General features: G+C 61.9%; 14 protein-coding genes. 12 read left to right on the top strand and 2 right to left on the bottom strand.

Annotated features, from left to right (window positions below; all coding sequences use genetic code 11):
* Positions 1-204 precede the first annotated feature (204 nt).
* From HCI85_RS19585 to HCI85_RS19560, 6 genes are all read left to right on the top strand, one after another.
* Positions 205-918 (top strand): SIMPL domain-containing protein, encoded by a 714-nt coding sequence (locus tag HCI85_RS19585; protein ID WP_160089158.1) that lies wholly within the window; start codon positions 205-207, stop codon positions 916-918.
* 223 nt (positions 919-1,141) lie between these two features.
* Positions 1,142-2,740 carry an ABC transporter substrate-binding protein gene (locus HCI85_RS19580; RefSeq protein ID WP_167147374.1) on the top strand — a complete coding sequence of 533 codons (1,599 nt, stop codon included), beginning with the start codon at positions 1,142-1,144 and terminating at the stop codon, positions 2,738-2,740.
* Positions 2,741-3,007: 267 nt separating this feature from the next.
* Positions 3,008-4,018: an ABC transporter permease subunit gene (locus HCI85_RS19575; protein ID WP_167147370.1), complete on the top strand. Its 1,011-nt coding sequence runs from the start codon at positions 3,008-3,010 to the stop codon at positions 4,016-4,018.
* Positions 4,019-4,170: 152 nt separating this feature from the next.
* The gene (locus tag HCI85_RS19570; RefSeq protein WP_167147367.1) at positions 4,171-5,082 is read left to right on the top strand and encodes an ABC transporter permease subunit; all 912 of its coding nucleotides are present in this window, start codon (positions 4,171-4,173) and stop codon (positions 5,080-5,082) included.
* A 10-nt stretch (positions 5,083-5,092) separates the two neighbouring features.
* The gene (locus HCI85_RS19565) at positions 5,093-6,067 is read left to right on the top strand and encodes an ABC transporter ATP-binding protein (protein WP_167147364.1); all 975 of its coding nucleotides are present in this window, start codon (positions 5,093-5,095) and stop codon (positions 6,065-6,067) included.
* The gene (locus HCI85_RS19560; RefSeq protein WP_167147361.1) at positions 6,067-7,038 is read left to right on the top strand and encodes a peptide ABC transporter ATP-binding protein; all 972 of its coding nucleotides are present in this window, start codon (positions 6,067-6,069) and stop codon (positions 7,036-7,038) included. The genes HCI85_RS19565 and HCI85_RS19560 overlap by 1 nt, the downstream gene beginning before the upstream one ends.
* A 26-nt stretch (positions 7,039-7,064) precedes the next feature.
* On the opposite strand, the gene HCI85_RS19555 is transcribed toward HCI85_RS19560, so the two are convergent.
* Entirely contained in the window at positions 7,065-7,841 is a 777-nt protein-coding gene (locus tag HCI85_RS19555) for a YdcF family protein (RefSeq protein WP_167147357.1), read from the bottom strand.
* Between the two features lie 26 nt (positions 7,842-7,867).
* Positions 7,868-8,311, bottom strand: a complete 444-nt coding sequence (locus HCI85_RS19550; RefSeq protein WP_160089172.1) for a hypothetical protein — start codon at positions 8,309-8,311, stop codon at positions 7,868-7,870.
* Between the two features lie 225 nt (positions 8,312-8,536).
* Between HCI85_RS19550 and leuS the strand changes: the two genes are divergently transcribed.
* The 6 genes from leuS to lipA all read left to right on the top strand — a co-directional run bounded on the left by leuS (position 8,537) and on the right by lipA (position 15,702).
* Positions 8,537-11,149, top strand: a complete 2,613-nt coding sequence (leuS, locus tag HCI85_RS19545) for a leucine--tRNA ligase (RefSeq protein ID WP_167147354.1) — start codon at positions 8,537-8,539, stop codon at positions 11,147-11,149.
* Positions 11,150-11,221: 72 nt separating this feature from the next.
* Complete coding sequence (locus HCI85_RS19540; protein WP_167147351.1) at positions 11,222-11,833, top strand: LPS-assembly lipoprotein LptE; 612 nt, start codon at positions 11,222-11,224, stop codon at positions 11,831-11,833.
* 39 nt (positions 11,834-11,872) lie between these two features.
* A complete protein-coding gene (gene holA, locus HCI85_RS19535) occupies positions 11,873-12,907 on the top strand; it encodes a DNA polymerase III subunit delta (protein WP_167147348.1) in 1,035 nt (344 codons plus the stop codon).
* Positions 12,908-12,989: 82 nt separating this feature from the next.
* The gene (arfA, locus tag HCI85_RS19530) at positions 12,990-13,148 is read left to right on the top strand and encodes an alternative ribosome rescue factor ArfA (protein WP_167147344.1); all 159 of its coding nucleotides are present in this window, start codon (positions 12,990-12,992) and stop codon (positions 13,146-13,148) included.
* A 72-nt stretch (positions 13,149-13,220) separates the two neighbouring features.
* Entirely contained in the window at positions 13,221-14,504 is a 1,284-nt protein-coding gene (locus HCI85_RS19525) for a lytic murein transglycosylase (RefSeq protein WP_167147341.1), read from the top strand.
* 145 nt (positions 14,505-14,649) lie between these two features.
* A complete protein-coding gene (lipA, locus tag HCI85_RS19520; RefSeq protein ID WP_090255584.1) occupies positions 14,650-15,702 on the top strand; it encodes a lipoyl synthase in 1,053 nt (350 codons plus the stop codon).
* Positions 15,703-15,782 lie beyond the last annotated feature (80 nt).

The raw sequence follows: 15,782 nt of genomic DNA, 5'->3' as shown, positions 1-15,782 counted from the left end.
ACGCCTCACTGCGGCAACACGCCGCAGCACGCACCCTGTAGAGCAAAAGAGCACTCAGCCACGCTTATTCGCAACCAGTAGAAGCGCAAGGAATAACTGGCCGTAAAAATGTGGAACCGGATTTAACCCGTTCAGTCTGATAGCTACGTCTACCCTCTGGAAAGCCGCGCATACCCCATGCGCCCATCACACAAAGGAATCGTCATGCTGCCATTGTCCCGCCTCGCCACCGCCCTGCTACTGAGCGCCACCACCCTGATGAGCGCTACAGCCATGGCCGAAGAAGCGCGCTACAACCAGGTCGCTCTGCGCGCCGAGGTCAATAAGGAAATCGCCCACGACCTGATGCACGTCACCCTTTACAGCGAAGCCCAGGATAGCGACCCAGCCGCCCTCGCCGCGCAGATCAGCAAAACACTGAATGCCAGCATCGCCCAGGCACGCAAAGTCAAAGGCGTCAGCGTTACCTCCGGCAGCCGTAACAGCTACCCGGTTTACGATGACAAGGGCCAGAAAATCACCGCCTGGCGCGAGCGCGCTGAGCTGCGCCTGGAAAGCGCCGATTTCAGCGCGCTGTCCAAGCTCACCGGGGAAATGCTGCAAACCCTGAAGATGGGTGGGATGAACTTCAGCATCGCCTCGGACACCCGTAAAACCCACGAAGACGCCCTGCTCAAGGACGCCGTGGCAGCCTTCAAGGCCCGCGCGCAATTAGCCACCGAAGCCCTCGGCGGCAGCGGTTATAAGCTGGTCAGCTTGAGCCTGAATACTGGCGGTTTCCAGCCACCCATGCCGATGCGCATGGAGGCCATGAAAGGCGCGGCGATGATGGATGCGGCGGTGACGCCGGAGATCGAAGCCGGCACCAGCCAGGTCAACATCAACGCCGACGGTGTGATCGAAGTGCAGATGCCATAAAAACTGCTACAAACAGAAGCAGCGCCGTTATCCGACGATAGCGGCGCTTTGCCATGTTTTTCTCGCACTTTTATAGATATGCGACACCAACATACTGTTGCGTCGTCATTCCTGTTCTCTCTGCGACATGCCACTTGCCTACGGCATACGCCCTGCATAGTTTCTCCCAAGGTCTCCACAAGAGGCCCCTCAGGATCACAACCACAATAACCATGAGGTCACTATGCGTAAGAACGCCGTCATCCAGGCTTTACTCGCCGCTGGGCTGATCGCCAGCACGCCACTTGCCAGCGCCGCCGGCAACCTGGTGTTCTGCTCCGAAGGCAGCCCCGCCGGGTTCGACCCTGGCCTGTACACCACCGGCACCGATTTCGATGCTGCCGCTGAAACCGTGTTTAACCGCCTGAGCCAGTTCGAGCGTGGCGGCACTAAAGTGATCCCCGGCCTGGCCGAGAAGTGGGACATCAGCGAAGACGGCCTGAGCTACACCTTTCACCTGCGTCCAAACGTAAAATTCCACACCACCGAATACTTCAAGCCGAACCGCGACTTCAACGCGGATGACGTGCTGTTCACCTTCCAGCGCATGCTCGACAAGGACCACCCGTTCCGCAAAGCCTACCCGTCGGAGTTCCCCTACTTCACCGACATGGGCATGGACGCGAACATCGCCAAGATCGAAAAACTCGACGACATGACCGTCAAGTTCAGCCTCAACGAAGTCGACGCTGCCTTTATCCAGAACCTGGCGATGAGCTTTGCCTCGATCCAGTCCGCCGAATACGCCGACAGCCTGCTCAAAGCCGGCAAGGCCGCTGACATCAACCAGAAGCCCATTGGCACCGGCCCATTCGTATTCAGCCGCTACCAGAAAGATGCGGTGATCCGCTTCAAGGGCAACAAGGAATACTGGCAGCCGGATGAGGTGAAGATCGACAACCTGATTTTCGCCATCAACACCGACGCCTCGGTGCGCATGCAGAAGCTCAAGGCCGGCGAATGCCAGGTCACCCTGTTCCCGCGCCCTGCTGATCTGGAGGCACTGAAAAAAGACCCGAACCTGGACATGCCCGAACAGGCCGGCTTCAACGTCGGCTATATCGCCTACAACGTCACCCACCCGCCGTTCGACAAACTCGAAGTGCGCCAGGCGCTGGACATGGCGGTGAACAAGCAGGGCATCATCGACGCGGTGTACCAGAGCGCCGGCCAACTGGCGGTCAACGGCATGCCGCCGACCCAATGGTCATATGACGACAGCATCAAGGACCCCGCATACGACCCGGAAAAAGCCAAGGAGCTGCTCAAGGCCGCCGGCGTCAAGGAAGGCACCGAGATCACCCTGTGGGCCATGCCGGTACAGCGCCCGTACAACCCCAACGCCAAGCTGATGGCCGAAATGCTGCAAAGCGACTGGGCCAAGGTCGGCATCAAGGCCAAGATCGTCAGCTACGAATGGGGTGAATACCTCAAGCGTGCCAAGGCCGGCGAACACGACGCCATGCTGATCGGCTGGAGCGGCGACAACGGTGACCCGGACAACTGGTTGGGCACCCTGTACGGCTGCGACGCAGTGGACGGCAACAACTTCTCCAAGTGGTGCCATGCCGACTACGACAAGCTGGTGAAAGCCGCCAAGCGCGTGACCGACACCACTGAGCGCACCGAGCTGTACAAGCAGGCTCAGGTGATTCTCAAGCGTGAAGTGCCGATCACCCCGATCGCCCACTCCACGGTCTATCAGCCGATGAGCAAGAAGGTCGTGGACTTCAAGATCAGCCCGTTCGCGCTGAACTCGTTCTACGGCGTCGGCGTCAAGTAACAGCGGTTCTCGACCATGCTGGCGAGCGGCTTACCCCGCCACTCGCCAGCCGGACAACGGCGGCCTACCCGGCTGCCGTTTGCTGGTTCCGTATAACCCGAGGATTACGCTGATGACCGAACCTATTTGGCAGTCTGCTGCCTGCCGCACCCCGCCTGCCACATGCGCGCTCAACCGGCACCTGGCTGCCGAGCCACTCGCCGCACTACAACAGCGTCCGGCCATGCAGCCCGATGCACGCTCACCTTTTTTGGAGCACTGACCCGCATGCTGTCCTTTATTGCCCGACGCCTGCTATTGCTGATCCCCACCTTTTTCGGCGTCACCCTGTTGACCTTCGCGCTGATCCGTATGATCCCCGGCGACCCGGTGGAAGTGATGATGGGCGAACGCCGCGTCGACCCGGTGATGCATGCCGAGGCCATGGAGCGCCTGGGCCTGAACAAGCCGCTCTATGCCCAGTATTTCGACTATATCGGCCAGCTGGCCCAAGGCGACCTGGGGCAATCGCTGCGTACCCGGGAAAGCGTGTGGAGCGAATTTCTCACCTTGTTTCCCGCCACCGTCGAACTGGCCCTGGCCGCCCTGCTGTTCGCCGGCACCCTTGGGCTGATCGCAGGTGTGATTGCCGCCCTCAAGCGCGGGTCGCTGTTCGACCATGGGGTAATGGGCATCTCGCTGGCCGGCTACTCGATGCCGATTTTCTGGTGGGGCCTGCTGCTGATCATGTTCTTCTCGGTATGGCTGGGCTGGACGCCCGTATCCGGGCGTATCGACCTGCTCTACGACATCCCGCCAGTCACCGGTTTTATGCTGATCGACACCCTGCTTTCCGGTGAGGAAGGCGCATTTGTCGACGCCCTGCGCCATTTGATCCTGCCGGCCATCGTGCTGGGCACCATTCCGCTGGCGGTAATCGCGCGCATGACCCGCTCAGCGATGCTCGAAGTGCTGCGCGAAGACTATGTGCGCACCGCACGCGCCAAGGGCCTGTCGCCGGCCCGCGTGGTCTTCGTGCATGGCCTGCGCAATGCACTGATCCCGGTGCTCACGGTGTTCGGCCTGCAGGTCGGCGCGCTGCTGGCGGGCGCAGTACTGACCGAAACCATCTTCTCCTGGCCGGGCATCGGCAAATGGCTGATCGAGTCGATCGGCGCGCGTGACTATCCGGTGGTGCAGAACGGCATTTTGCTGATCGCCTGCCTGGTGATCCTGGTCAACTTCGTGGTGGACATCCTCTACGGATTGGCTAACCCACGCATTCGCCATCAGCGCTAAGAACCTGCCCATGGCCTGCTGCGCGTCGGCGATACGGCGTCAAAACCAGCTTCGGAATGCTCATGTGCAGCAGCACACTCCGCTTCCTCAGCCGCTTTTTCCTTGTCTCGCGCTAGCTCGCGAGGCCATGCACAGGTTCTACGGAGCCCACTATGACAACTGAAACCCTAAGCACCACACTCGATCAATCGCTGCTCTACCCTTCACCGCTCAAGGAGTTCTGGCAGGCCTTTGCCCACAACAAGGGCGCAGTCGCCGGGCTGGCGTTCATGATCCTGCTAATAATCTGCGCGCTATTTGCGCCGTGGATCGCCCCGCACGACCCCAGCGAGCAATACCGCGAATTTTTGCTCACCCCGCCAGCCTGGCTGGAGGGTGGCCAGCTGCAATTTCTGCTCGGCACCGATGAAGTAGGTCGCGACCTGCTGTCGCGGTTGATTCATGGCGCACGGCTGTCGCTGCTGATCGGCCTGGCATCGGTGCTGATGTCGCTGATCCCCGGCATCCTCCTGGGCCTGGTCGCCGGCTTTTTTCCGCGCCTGCTCGGCCCGTCGATCATGCGCCTGATGGACATCATGCTGGCCCTGCCCTCGCTGCTGCTGGCGGTGGCCATCGTCGCCATACTCGGCCCAGGGCTTATCAACACCATCTTTGCCATCGCCATCGTCTCGCTACCGTCTTATGTGCGCCTGACCCGCGCCGCCGTGATGGGCGAGCTGAACCGCGATTACGTCACCGCCGCACGCCTGGCCGGTGCCAGCCTACCGCGACTGATGTTTATCACCGTGCTGCCCAACTGCATGGCACCGCTGATCGTGCAGGCCACCCTGAGCTTTTCCTCGGCGATTCTCGATGCCGCTGCCCTGGGTTTTCTCGGCCTCGGCGTACAACCGCCGACGCCTGAGTGGGGCACCATGCTGGCCTCGGCGCGCGACTATATCGAGCGCGCCTGGTGGGTGGTCAGCCTGCCGGGCCTGACCATTCTGCTCAGCGTGCTGGCGATCAATCTGATGGGCGACGGGCTGCGCGATGCACTCGACCCGAAACTCAAGAATGCGCAGTGAGGAACCCCGCATGAGCCTGTTGGATATCAAGAACCTCAGCGTGCGCTTCGGCGACGCCACGGCCATTCCGGTGGTCGACGGCCTCGACCTGTGCGTGGAAAAGGGTGAAGTGCTGGCGATTGTCGGCGAATCCGGCTCCGGCAAATCGGTGACCATGATGGCGCTGATGGGCCTGATCGACGCCCCCGGCATCGTCACCGCCGACAGCCTGCAGTTCGACGGCACCGATATGCTGCGCCTCAAGGGCCGCCAGCGCCGGCATATCGTTGGCAAAGACCTGTCGATGGTCTTTCAGGACCCGATGACCGCCCTCAACCCCAGCTTTACCGTGGGTTTCCAGATCGAAGAAGTACTGCGCCAGCACCTCGGCCTCAAGGGCCAGGCCGCCCGCCAACGCGCGCTGCAGCTGCTCGACCGGGTGGAAATCCCTGCCGCTGCCAGCCGCCTGAATGCCTACCCGCACCAGCTGTCCGGCGGCATGAGCCAACGGGTGGCGATTGCCATGGCGATTGCCGCCGAGCCCAAACTGCTGATCGCCGACGAACCAACCACGGCGCTGGATGTAACCATTCAGGCGCAGATCATGGACCTGCTGGTGGGCCTGCAACGCGAACAGAACATGGGCCTGGTGCTGATCACCCATGACCTGGCCGTGGTCGCCGAAACCGCGCAACGGGTCTGCGTGATGTATGCCGGGCAAGCAGTGGAGATCGGCAACGTGCCGCAGCTGTTCAACGCCCCCAGCCACCCCTACACCGAGGCGCTGCTCAAGGCGATTCCCGAACACAGCCAGGGCCAGCGCCGCTTGACCACCCTGCCCGGCATTGTTCCGGGCCGCTACGACCGGCCAGTGGGCTGCCTGCTGTCACCACGCTGCCCTTACGCCCAAGCGCATTGCCGTGAACAACGGCCGAGCCTGGATACCCATGAACGTGGCGCGGCACGCTGCTTCTACCCGCTCAACCTGACTGCGGAGGTGGCCTGATGAGCGCCGTCCTGACTGCTCGCGACCTCACCCGTCACTACGAAATCTCCCGTGGCCTGTTCCAGCCCAACGCTCAGGTGCAAGCGCTGAATGGCGTGTCCTTTGAATTACAGGCGGGCAAGACCCTGGCGGTGGTCGGCGAGTCCGGCTGCGGCAAATCCACCCTGGCCCGCGCCCTGACGCTGATCGAGGAACCCAGCTCCGGCTCGCTGCAGATCGCCGGGCAGGAAGTGACAGGGGCCAACAAGGCGCAGCGCAAACAGCTGCGCCGTGACGTGCAGATGGTCTTTCAGAACCCCTACGCCTCGCTCAATCCACGGCAGAAGGTCGGCGACCAGCTCGGCGAGCCACTGCTGATCAACACCGGTCTGTCGCGCCTGGAACGGCGCGAACGGGTGCAGGCGATGATGCAACAGGTTGGCCTGCGCCCTGAGCATTACCAGCGTTACCCACATATGTTCTCCGGCGGCCAGCGCCAGCGTATTGCCCTGGCCCGCGCCATGATGCTGCAGCCCAAGGTGCTGGTGGCGGACGAGCCGACTTCGGCGCTGGACGTGTCGATCCAGGCCCAGGTGCTCAACCTGTTTATGGACCTGCAGGAGCAGTTCAACACCGGCTACGTATTTATCTCGCACAACCTCTCGGTGGTGCGCCACGTTGCCGATGATGTGCTGGTGATGTACCTAGGCCGCCCGGTGGAAATGGGCCCCAGCGAGCTGATCTACAACCGCCCGTTGCACCCGTATACCCAGGCGCTGCTGTCGGCAACGCCGACCATCCACCCTGATCCGAGCAAACCGAAGATCAAGATCAGCGGCGAGCTGCCCAACCCGCTGTCGCCACCCAGCGGCTGCGCCTTCCATCAACGCTGCCCGCACGCCAGTGAACGCTGCAAGGTTGAACAGCCGGCACTGCGCCTGCTCGATGCTCGGCAAGTGGCGTGCCATCATGCCGAGCAGATCAATAGCTAAATAATGCGAGCCCCCCCAGGCGGGGCTTATTCCTGCACCGGGCTCCTGTAGAACAACCTGTAACCCAGCAGTCCGGCTGCTTCATTTAGCAGCAAACCGTTCTGCCAGACCGCCTTGCTTTCTGGCAGCCAGCCGCCGGCAGGCCGGCCATTGGGCGTACCGAGAAAGCCCATCGGCGCGCTGATTACCTGCAAACCCGCCTGCTCAAAACTCCAGCGTGACCTGGGCATATGCCAGGCCTGGGTCACCAGCACCACGCGGGTAATCTCCGCCTGCTTCAGCAGCTCAGCGCTGTGGGTCGCATTCTCCCAGGTGGTACGGCTTAAGCCTTCCTGCCAACGCACCGGCACGTTGTAATCACGGGCCAATACGTCAGCCATCAAGGCCGCTTCACTGGGCGGTGCGCCAAAATGCAACCCGCCACTGGTCAGCAGCGGCAAACCCGAGGCCTTAGCCAAACGAGCCGCGAAGCGCACACGTTCCAACGCCAACAGACTGGGCTGATCCGCGCCCCAACCGGGGTCAGCCAGTTCACGCCCGCCACCCAGAACCACAATAACCTCGGCCTGCTGTGCCAGATCAGCCCATTGCCGCTCATTCAAGGCCGGCTCGGTTTCCAGCACTCGCGCCGAATACTCGACCACCACCGGCAGACTAAACAGCCACATACCGCCCAGCCCGACAACCAGGCAACCCGCCGCCAAGCGTGGAAAACGCTGACGCAGCCACCAGGCGGCCAGCAGCAAAAGCAGGAACAGGCCTGGCGGAAGGAAGAACTGTTTGAGGATGTAGCGAATCGGCATTGAGCACCTCCACGGGTGCGCGCAGCCTACCGATGATTGCTCGCCCTAAACAACTGCGAGCCACAGGCTTTGCAGGCCTGTACGCCATTGCCGGACTGCCAGCCCGCCAGAGTGCCGCACAGGGCGCAGCACAGCTGCAATCGGCGTTTAAGCAGCGGTTTGATTTTGCCGGGCAGCGCCGCGGTGGGTTTGTGACCGGATCGGCCGATCTTGCGTGAGCTCGGCAGCTGCTCGATCTGCGCCATTTCCTGCGCTGCGGCATGCCAGCCGCGCAGCCAGTCCAGGTCGCGATTCAGATAAGCGCGAATCAGCTCCATTTCCGCCGCCGTAAGCCCGCGCAGTTCAAGCTCCAGCGGCGGTTGTGCAGACAGCGCACTCAGGCTATCCGCCTCATCCAACGCCATGGCAAGGCGTTGCAGCAGCCGCTCATAGAGCCCGCCACCCGCTGCACCACGCCGAAACTCCGCCATCCTTCACCTCGCCCGGAGCAGGCTGCTGCTCCCTATAGCAAGCTTAGCGTTCGCGCTTTAACCGGCAGTACCTCGCGACAAACGGCGCGGCCGGCCAGGCGCAACAGACGAGCATGGCCAGGCCGCCATAGCTGGAGCGCAGCGCAATCAGGGTTTCCCTGAATAAGCGGGGCTCATGTATGCTACCGCGTTTCCCGCAAGCCCTTATTCCCAGCGCCGGTAGCCATGCAAGAACAGTACTCGCCCCGTGAAATCGAAGCCGCCGCGCAGTCCCATTGGGACGCGCAGAAATCCTTTGTAGTGAGCGAACAGCCGGGCAAGGAGACCTTCTACTGCCTGTCGATGTTCCCCTACCCGAGCGGCAAGCTGCACATGGGCCATGTGCGTAACTACACCATCGGTGACGTAATCAGCCGCTACCAGCGCATGCAAGGTAAAAACGTGCTGCAGCCCATGGGCTGGGATGCGTTCGGCATGCCGGCGGAAAACGCTGCGATGAAAAACAAGGTCGCGCCGGCCAAGTGGACCTACGAAAACATCGAGTACATGAAGAGCCAGCTCAAATCGCTGGGCCTGGCAGTGGACTGGACACGCGAAGTCACCACCTGCAAGCCGGATTACTACCGCTGGGAACAGTGGCTGTTCACCCGCCTGTTCGAAAAAGGCGTGATCTACCGTAAGAACGGCAGCGTCAACTGGGACCCGGTGGACCAGACCGTACTGGCCAACGAGCAGGTTATCGACGGCCGCGGCTGGCGCTCGGGCGCGGTGATCGAAAAGCGCGAAATCCCGATGTACTACTTCAAGATCACCGCTTACGCGGAAGAGCTGCTGAGTAGCCTGGACGAACTGGATGGCTGGCCGGAACAGGTCAAGACCATGCAGCGTAACTGGATCGGCAAGAGCTTCGGCGCTGATGTGGTATTCGACTATGACCAGGCCAGCGTCGGTATCGACGGCCAGCTCAAGGTCTACACCACCCGCCCCGACACCTTGATGGGCGCGACCTATGTCGCCGTGGCCGCCGAGCACCCGCTGGCGCAACGCGCCGCCGAGAGCAATCCGGCTATCGCAGCGTTTATCGCCGAATGTAAAGCCGGCTCCGTGGCCGAAGCCGACATGGCCACCATGGAGAAGAAGGGCGTTGCCACTGGCCAATTCGTTATTCATCCGCTCTCCGGCGACAAGTTGCCGGTGTTCGTCGCCAACTACGTACTGTGGGGTTACGGCGAAGGCGCGGTGATGGCCGTGCCCGCGCACGATGAGCGCGATTTCGAATTCGCCAACAAGTACGACCTGCCGATCAAGCAGGTCTACGCCGGCGAAGGCAAAGAATACGACGCCACTCAATGGCAGGACTGGTATGGCGACAAAGCCGGCCTGACCAGCATCAACTCCGGCAAATACGACAACCTCGACTTCAGCGCCGCCTTCGACGCCATCGTCGCGGACCTGGAAGCCAACGCCCATGGCGCGCGCAAAACCCAGTTCCGCCTGCGCGACTGGGGCATCAGCCGCCAGCGTTACTGGGGCTGCCCGATCCCAATCATCCACTGCGATACCTGTGGCGACGTGCCCGTGCCGGAAGACCAGCTGCCCGTCGTACTGCCCGAAGACGTAGTGCCGGACGGTGCAGGCAGCCCGCTGGCGCGCATGCCTGAATTCTATGAATGCAGCTGCCCGAAATGCGGCAAGCCGGCCAAGCGTGAAACCGACACCATGGACACCTTCGTAGAGTCGTCCTGGTATTACGCACGCTACGCCTCACCGCATTACACCGGCGGCATGGTCGACCCTGAAGCGGCCAACCACTGGTTGCCAGTGGATCAATACATCGGCGGTATCGAACACGCGATCCTGCACCTGCTGTATGCGCGCTTCTTCCACAAGCTGATGCGTGACGAAGGGCTGGTCAGTTCGAATGAGCCGTTCAAGAACCTGCTGACCCAGGGCATGGTGGTCGCCGAGACCTATTACCGCACCCTGGAAAACGGCGGTAAAGACTGGTTCAACCCGGCCGATGTCGAGCTGGAGCGTGACGCCAAAGCCAAGGTCATCAGCGCCAAACTGAAAAGCGACGGCCTGCCGGTGGAAATCGGCGGCACCGAGAAGATGTCCAAGTCGAAGAACAACGGCGTCGACCCACAATCGATGATCGATCAGTTCGGTGCCGACACCTGTCGCCTGTTCATGATGTTCGCTTCGCCGCCAGACATGAGCTGCGAATGGTCTGACGCTGGTGTTGAAGGCGCCAACCGCTTCCTGCGCCGCGTCTGGCGCCTGGCGCAAAACCACGTCAATCAGGGCATCGCCGGCGCACTCGACCTGGCCAGTCTGGATGACGAGCAGAAGGCCGTGCGCCGCGCGATTCATCTGGCGATCAAGCAGTCGAGCTTCGATATTGGCCAGCACCACAAATTCAATACCGCCATCGCCCAGGTGATGACGCTGATGAACGTGCTGGAGAAAGCCGCACAAACCACAGAGCAAGACCGCGCCCTGTTGCAGGAAGGTCTGGAAGCGGTGGCGCTGCTGCTGGCGCCAATCACCCCGCATATCAGCCATCAGCTGTGGCAGGAACTGGGCCACGACGAAGCCATCATCGATGCCGCCTGGCCACAGGTGGATGAGTCTGCCCTGGTACAGGACAGCCTGACGCTGGTGATACAGGTCAACGGCAAGCTGCGCGGACAGATTGAAGTGCCGGCCAGCGCAAGCCGCGAAGAGGTTGAAGCCAGCGCCCGCAGCAACGAGAACGTACTGCGTTTTACCGAAGGCCTGAGCATTCGCAAGGTCATCGTGGTGCCAGGCAAACTGGTCAACATTGTTGCTAACTGACTAGTCGCCAACTGATTAAGCTCGGCGCGACCGCACAACGGCGCGCCGCAAGACACGCCAAGGGGATAAAAGATGATCAAACGGAATCTGTTGGTAATTGGCCTGGCCACCCTGCTCAGCGCTTGCGGCTTCCAGCTGCGTGGCACCGGTGACGTGCAGTTCGCCCTCAATGAACTGGATGTCAGCGCACGCAACGCCTATGGCGAAACCGTCAACCAAGTGCGCGACGTGCTACAGAACAACGGCGTCAAGGTCTATCCAGGCGCACAGTACCGCCTGGTATTGAGCAACGAGCAGGAAAATCGCCGCGCCGCCAGCTTCACCAGTTCGGCCCGCACCGCCGAGTACGAGCTGAGCAAGACCCTGGAATACGAGATCCGTGGCAGCAAAGACCTGCTGCTGATGAGCGACAAACTGGAAGCCCAGAGCTTCTACACCCAGGATGGCAACAACCTGATTGGTGGCGACCAAGAGGCCGCTCAGCTGCAACAGGAAATGAACCGTGAGCTGGTCCAGCAACTGGTCCAGCGCCTGCAGCAGATCAGCCCAGCGCAACTGGACCAACTGCAGCAAACCGCAGAAGCCAAGGCTCAAGCCGAAGCCGATGCCCTGGAAGCCGCTCGCCAGCAACAGGCCGCGCAACCGCAGCAGTCGCCAATCCAGTTGCCGATTCCCGCCCAGTAAGCTCGCTGGGCCGCGCAAGCGGCCCGGCTCTGCGCCCGCATGAAGCTTAACTCTGCACAACTCGGCAAACACCTGCAGGGCAACCTGAGCCCGGTGTATGTGGTAAGTGGCGATGAGCCGCTGCTCTGCCAGGAAGCCACCGACGCCATTCGCGCCGCGACCCGCCAGCAGGGTTTCAGCGAGCGCCAGGTGTTCAACGCCGACAACAACTTCGACTGGGGCAACCTGCTGCAAGCCGGTGCCAGCCTGTCGCTGTTTGCCGACAAACGCCTGCTGGAGCTGCGCCTGCCCAACGGCAAGCCCGGCGACAAGGGCGCAGCCGCGCTACTCGAATACCTCGCCCGCCCCGCCGAAGACACCGTGCTGTTGATCAGCCTGCCGAAACTCGATGGCAGCGCGCAGAAGACCAAATGGGGCAAGGCACTGATTGACGGCGCGCAGACGCAATTCGTGCAGATCTGGCCGGTCGATGCAAACCAGCTGCCGCAGTGGATTCGTCAACGTCTCGCGCAATCGGGCCTCAGCGCCAGCGCCGAAGCGGTGGACATGATTGCCGTGCGCGTCGAAGGCAACCTGCTCGCCGCGGCCCAGGAAATCGAAAAGCTCAAGTTGCTCGCCGAAGGCACGCAGATCGACGTCGACACCGTGCATGCCTCGGTTGCCGATAGTGCACGGTTCGATGTTTTCGGACTGATCGATTCCGCCCTCAATGGCGAAGCAGCCCACGCCCTGCGCATGCTCGAAGGCCTTCGCGGTGAAGGCGTCGAGCCTCCGGTAATTCTCTGGGCTCTGGCCCGGGAAATCCGTCTACTGGCCACCATAGCCCAGCAGTACAGCCAGGGCATGCCGCTGGAAAAGGCCTTCAGTTCCGCGCGCCCGCCAGTCTGGGACAAGCGCCGCCCGCTGGTCAGCAAAGCCCTGCAACGCCTGTCGGCCGCACGTTGGGCTGCGCTGCTGCAGGATGCACAGCAGATCGATGCGCAGATCAAAGGCCAGGCGGCCGGCGATCCCTGGAGCGGCCTGAGCCTGTTGACGCTAAACATCTGCGGTCAACGCCTGGGCCTATCTCGCTAGCGGCCAAACCCTGGACTTTTAGCGGGGTGCGGATCATGCTTCGCCCGCCTGCGACGTGCAGGTCATTTGCCGAGGAAACGTCATGGCGAAGAAAGCCAAACGCGGCCCAAATAAGGCCAAATCCATAATCGCCCAGCCACTGTTTCGCTCCCGCCAGGAAACACCCAGCAAAGGCAAAGGCAGCTACCGCCGTGAAGCCTCCCAGCAAAACTGGGAGGCTTCATACGTTCTGGCCGCCTGAAAAGCCCGCCACAGCCCGCATACCGCCTCAATCATGCTAAGGTTACGGCCTGCAAAATGTGCCGAGATCACCATGCCTTACCTGCTTATTCGGGGCCTGTCCCATAGCGCCATCGCCTGCCTGCTGCTGCTTCTGACTGCCTGCGCCGAAGCGCCGGCGCAGCCACTTGCCGCTGCGCCCGTCACAGCCAGCACTACCCCTGCCAGCCCAGCAGCCAGCGAGGCCAGCAGTCCAACCCCGTTACTCAGCTTCGATGAATGGCGCATACTGCTGCGCAGCGATGCCATTGCTGCCGGTATCGACGCAGCCTTATTCGACCGTACATTCGCCGACATCACCCTGGACCCCAGAGTGGTCAGCTCCGACAACAGCCAACCGGAGTTCACGCGCCCGGTGTGGGAGTACATCGACGGTGCCGTTTCCGTCTCGCGCATCGCCCAGGGCCGCCTGCTCAAGGCGCAGCACCGGCCGACCCTTAAAGCCATTCGCAGCACCTACGCCGTCGACCATGAAGTGCTGATTGCGATCTGGGGCATGGAAAGCAATTACGGCAGCAATATCGGCAGCCATAACGTCATCCGCTCCCTCGCCACCCTGGCCTACGATGGCCGCCGCCAAGTGTTCTGGCGAAGCCAGTTGCTGGCCGCGCTGCAGATTTTGCAAGCGGGTGATGCGCCTACGCAGGGGCTGATCGGTTCTTGGGCGGGCGCCATGGGACAGACCCAATTTATGCCGACCACCTTCAATCAGCATGCCGTGGACTTCGATGGTGATGGGCGTCGCGACCTGTGGACGTCAGCCCCCGACGCACTGGCCTCGGCCGCACATTATTTGCAGGCGTCCGGCTGGGAAAATGGTCAACCCTGGGGCTTTGAGGTAAACCTGCCACAGGGCTTCGATTACGCACTGGCAGACCCCGAAATACGCCGCACCGTGGCGCAGTGGCGCATCCTGGGGATCAACCCGGCCCGAGCCATTGATGCCAACGAGCAGAGCCAGGCGACGCTGTTTTTACCTGCCGGTCATCGGGGCCCGGCTTTCCTGCTGTTGAATAACTTCCGCAGCATCCTCAAGTACAACAACTCCACGGCCTACGCCCTGGCAATTGGCCTGCTAAGTGATGCATTGGATGGCAATCCGGGCGTACAAGCCGCATGGCCGCGTAACGATCGCCAACTGGGGCGCAGCGAGCGGATCGAGCTGCAAGAGTTACTGACCAGTAAAGGCTACGAGCCAGGCCCTGCGGACGGCATCATCGGGGCGAACACACGCAAGGCCGTGCGTGCTTTTCAGCAATCCCTGGGGCAACCTGCCGATGGCTACCCCAGCCACGAGTTATTGCAGCAACTCCGGTAGACGACTGAGCGGCACTCAGCACGACCTGGCAGGGCGCTAGCACCACACAGCGCCCGCCGGACTGAACGGTCAGCTTCTGTGATAAGCTGCGCGGCGGCCACAAGCCGCCTCGTTCACGGAGCCTCTAGCGGAGCCCAGATTGCCGATGTCCGATACCTCACCGCCTAAAACCGTCGCCAGTGGCGAAAAATTCCGTACCACCCAAGGCATCACCGCGATCAAGGACGGGCAAAAGCGCCGCGCCTCCAGCGAGCCTCAGGTGTTCGAGCCCAAACCCAAGTGGCTGCGAGTCAAGGCGCCTGGCGGCAGCCGCTTCGAGGCGGTCAAGCGCAATGTCAGCGAACACCGCCTGAGCACCGTTTGCCAGGAATCCCACTGCCCGAATATGGGCGAATGCTGGTCCAACGGTACCGCCACCATCATGCTGATGGGCTCGGTGTGCACCCGCGCCTGCCGCTTCTGCGCCGTCGACACCGGTAACCCCAACGGCTGGCTGGATCTGGAAGAGCCGCAGAACACCGCCAAGTCGGTGGAGCTGATGGCCCTGCGTTATATCGTACTGACCTCGGTGGATCGCGACGACCTGGATGACGGCGGCGCCAGCCACTACGCGGCCTGCGTAAGGGCGATCAAGGAAAACACCCCGCAGGTGGTGGTAGAAGCCCTGACCCCGGACTTCGACGGCGACCTGCTGGCGATTGAGCGTGTGGTGGATTCTGGTCTTGAGGTGTTTGCGCAGAACGTTGAGACGGTCAAACGCCTCACTCACGTGGTACGCGATCCACGCGCGGGCTATGAAAAGACCCTGAATGTACTGGCACACGCCAAGCGTCACCGCCCGGACGTACTGACCAAGACCAGCCTGATGTTGGGCCTTGGCGAGACGGATGAAGAGATTATCCAAACCATGGATGACCTGCGTGCCATCAACGTTGACATCCTCACCCTCGGCCAGTACCTGCAACCAACGCGCAATCACCTGAAGGTGCAGCGCTGGGTCAGCCCGGAAGAGTTCAACCGTTTCCGCGAAATCGGTCTGCAGAAAGGCTTTATGGAAGTCGCCGCCGGCCCGCTGGTACGTTCCAGCTACCGCGCCGACAAGGTGTTCGAGAAGAACAACCTAGGGCTGGCCGCTCCGGTGCCAGTGCCGGGCCAACAGCTCGATAACAGCCTGATACCTGCCCTCAATCTGAACTGATTGAGCCACACAACGCCTGACCTTGGGCTTTGCCTGGGGTCAGGCGTTTGTGTATCTGCTCTGCCTATCTGCCCTGCCCG

It is taken from the genome of Pseudomonas sp. OTU750018 (assembly GCF_011636575.1).
GTDB classification, from domain to species: domain Bacteria; phylum Pseudomonadota; class Gammaproteobacteria; order Pseudomonadales; family Pseudomonadaceae; genus Aquipseudomonas; species Aquipseudomonas peli.
This window is presented reverse-complemented; position numbering and strand designations above follow the sequence as displayed.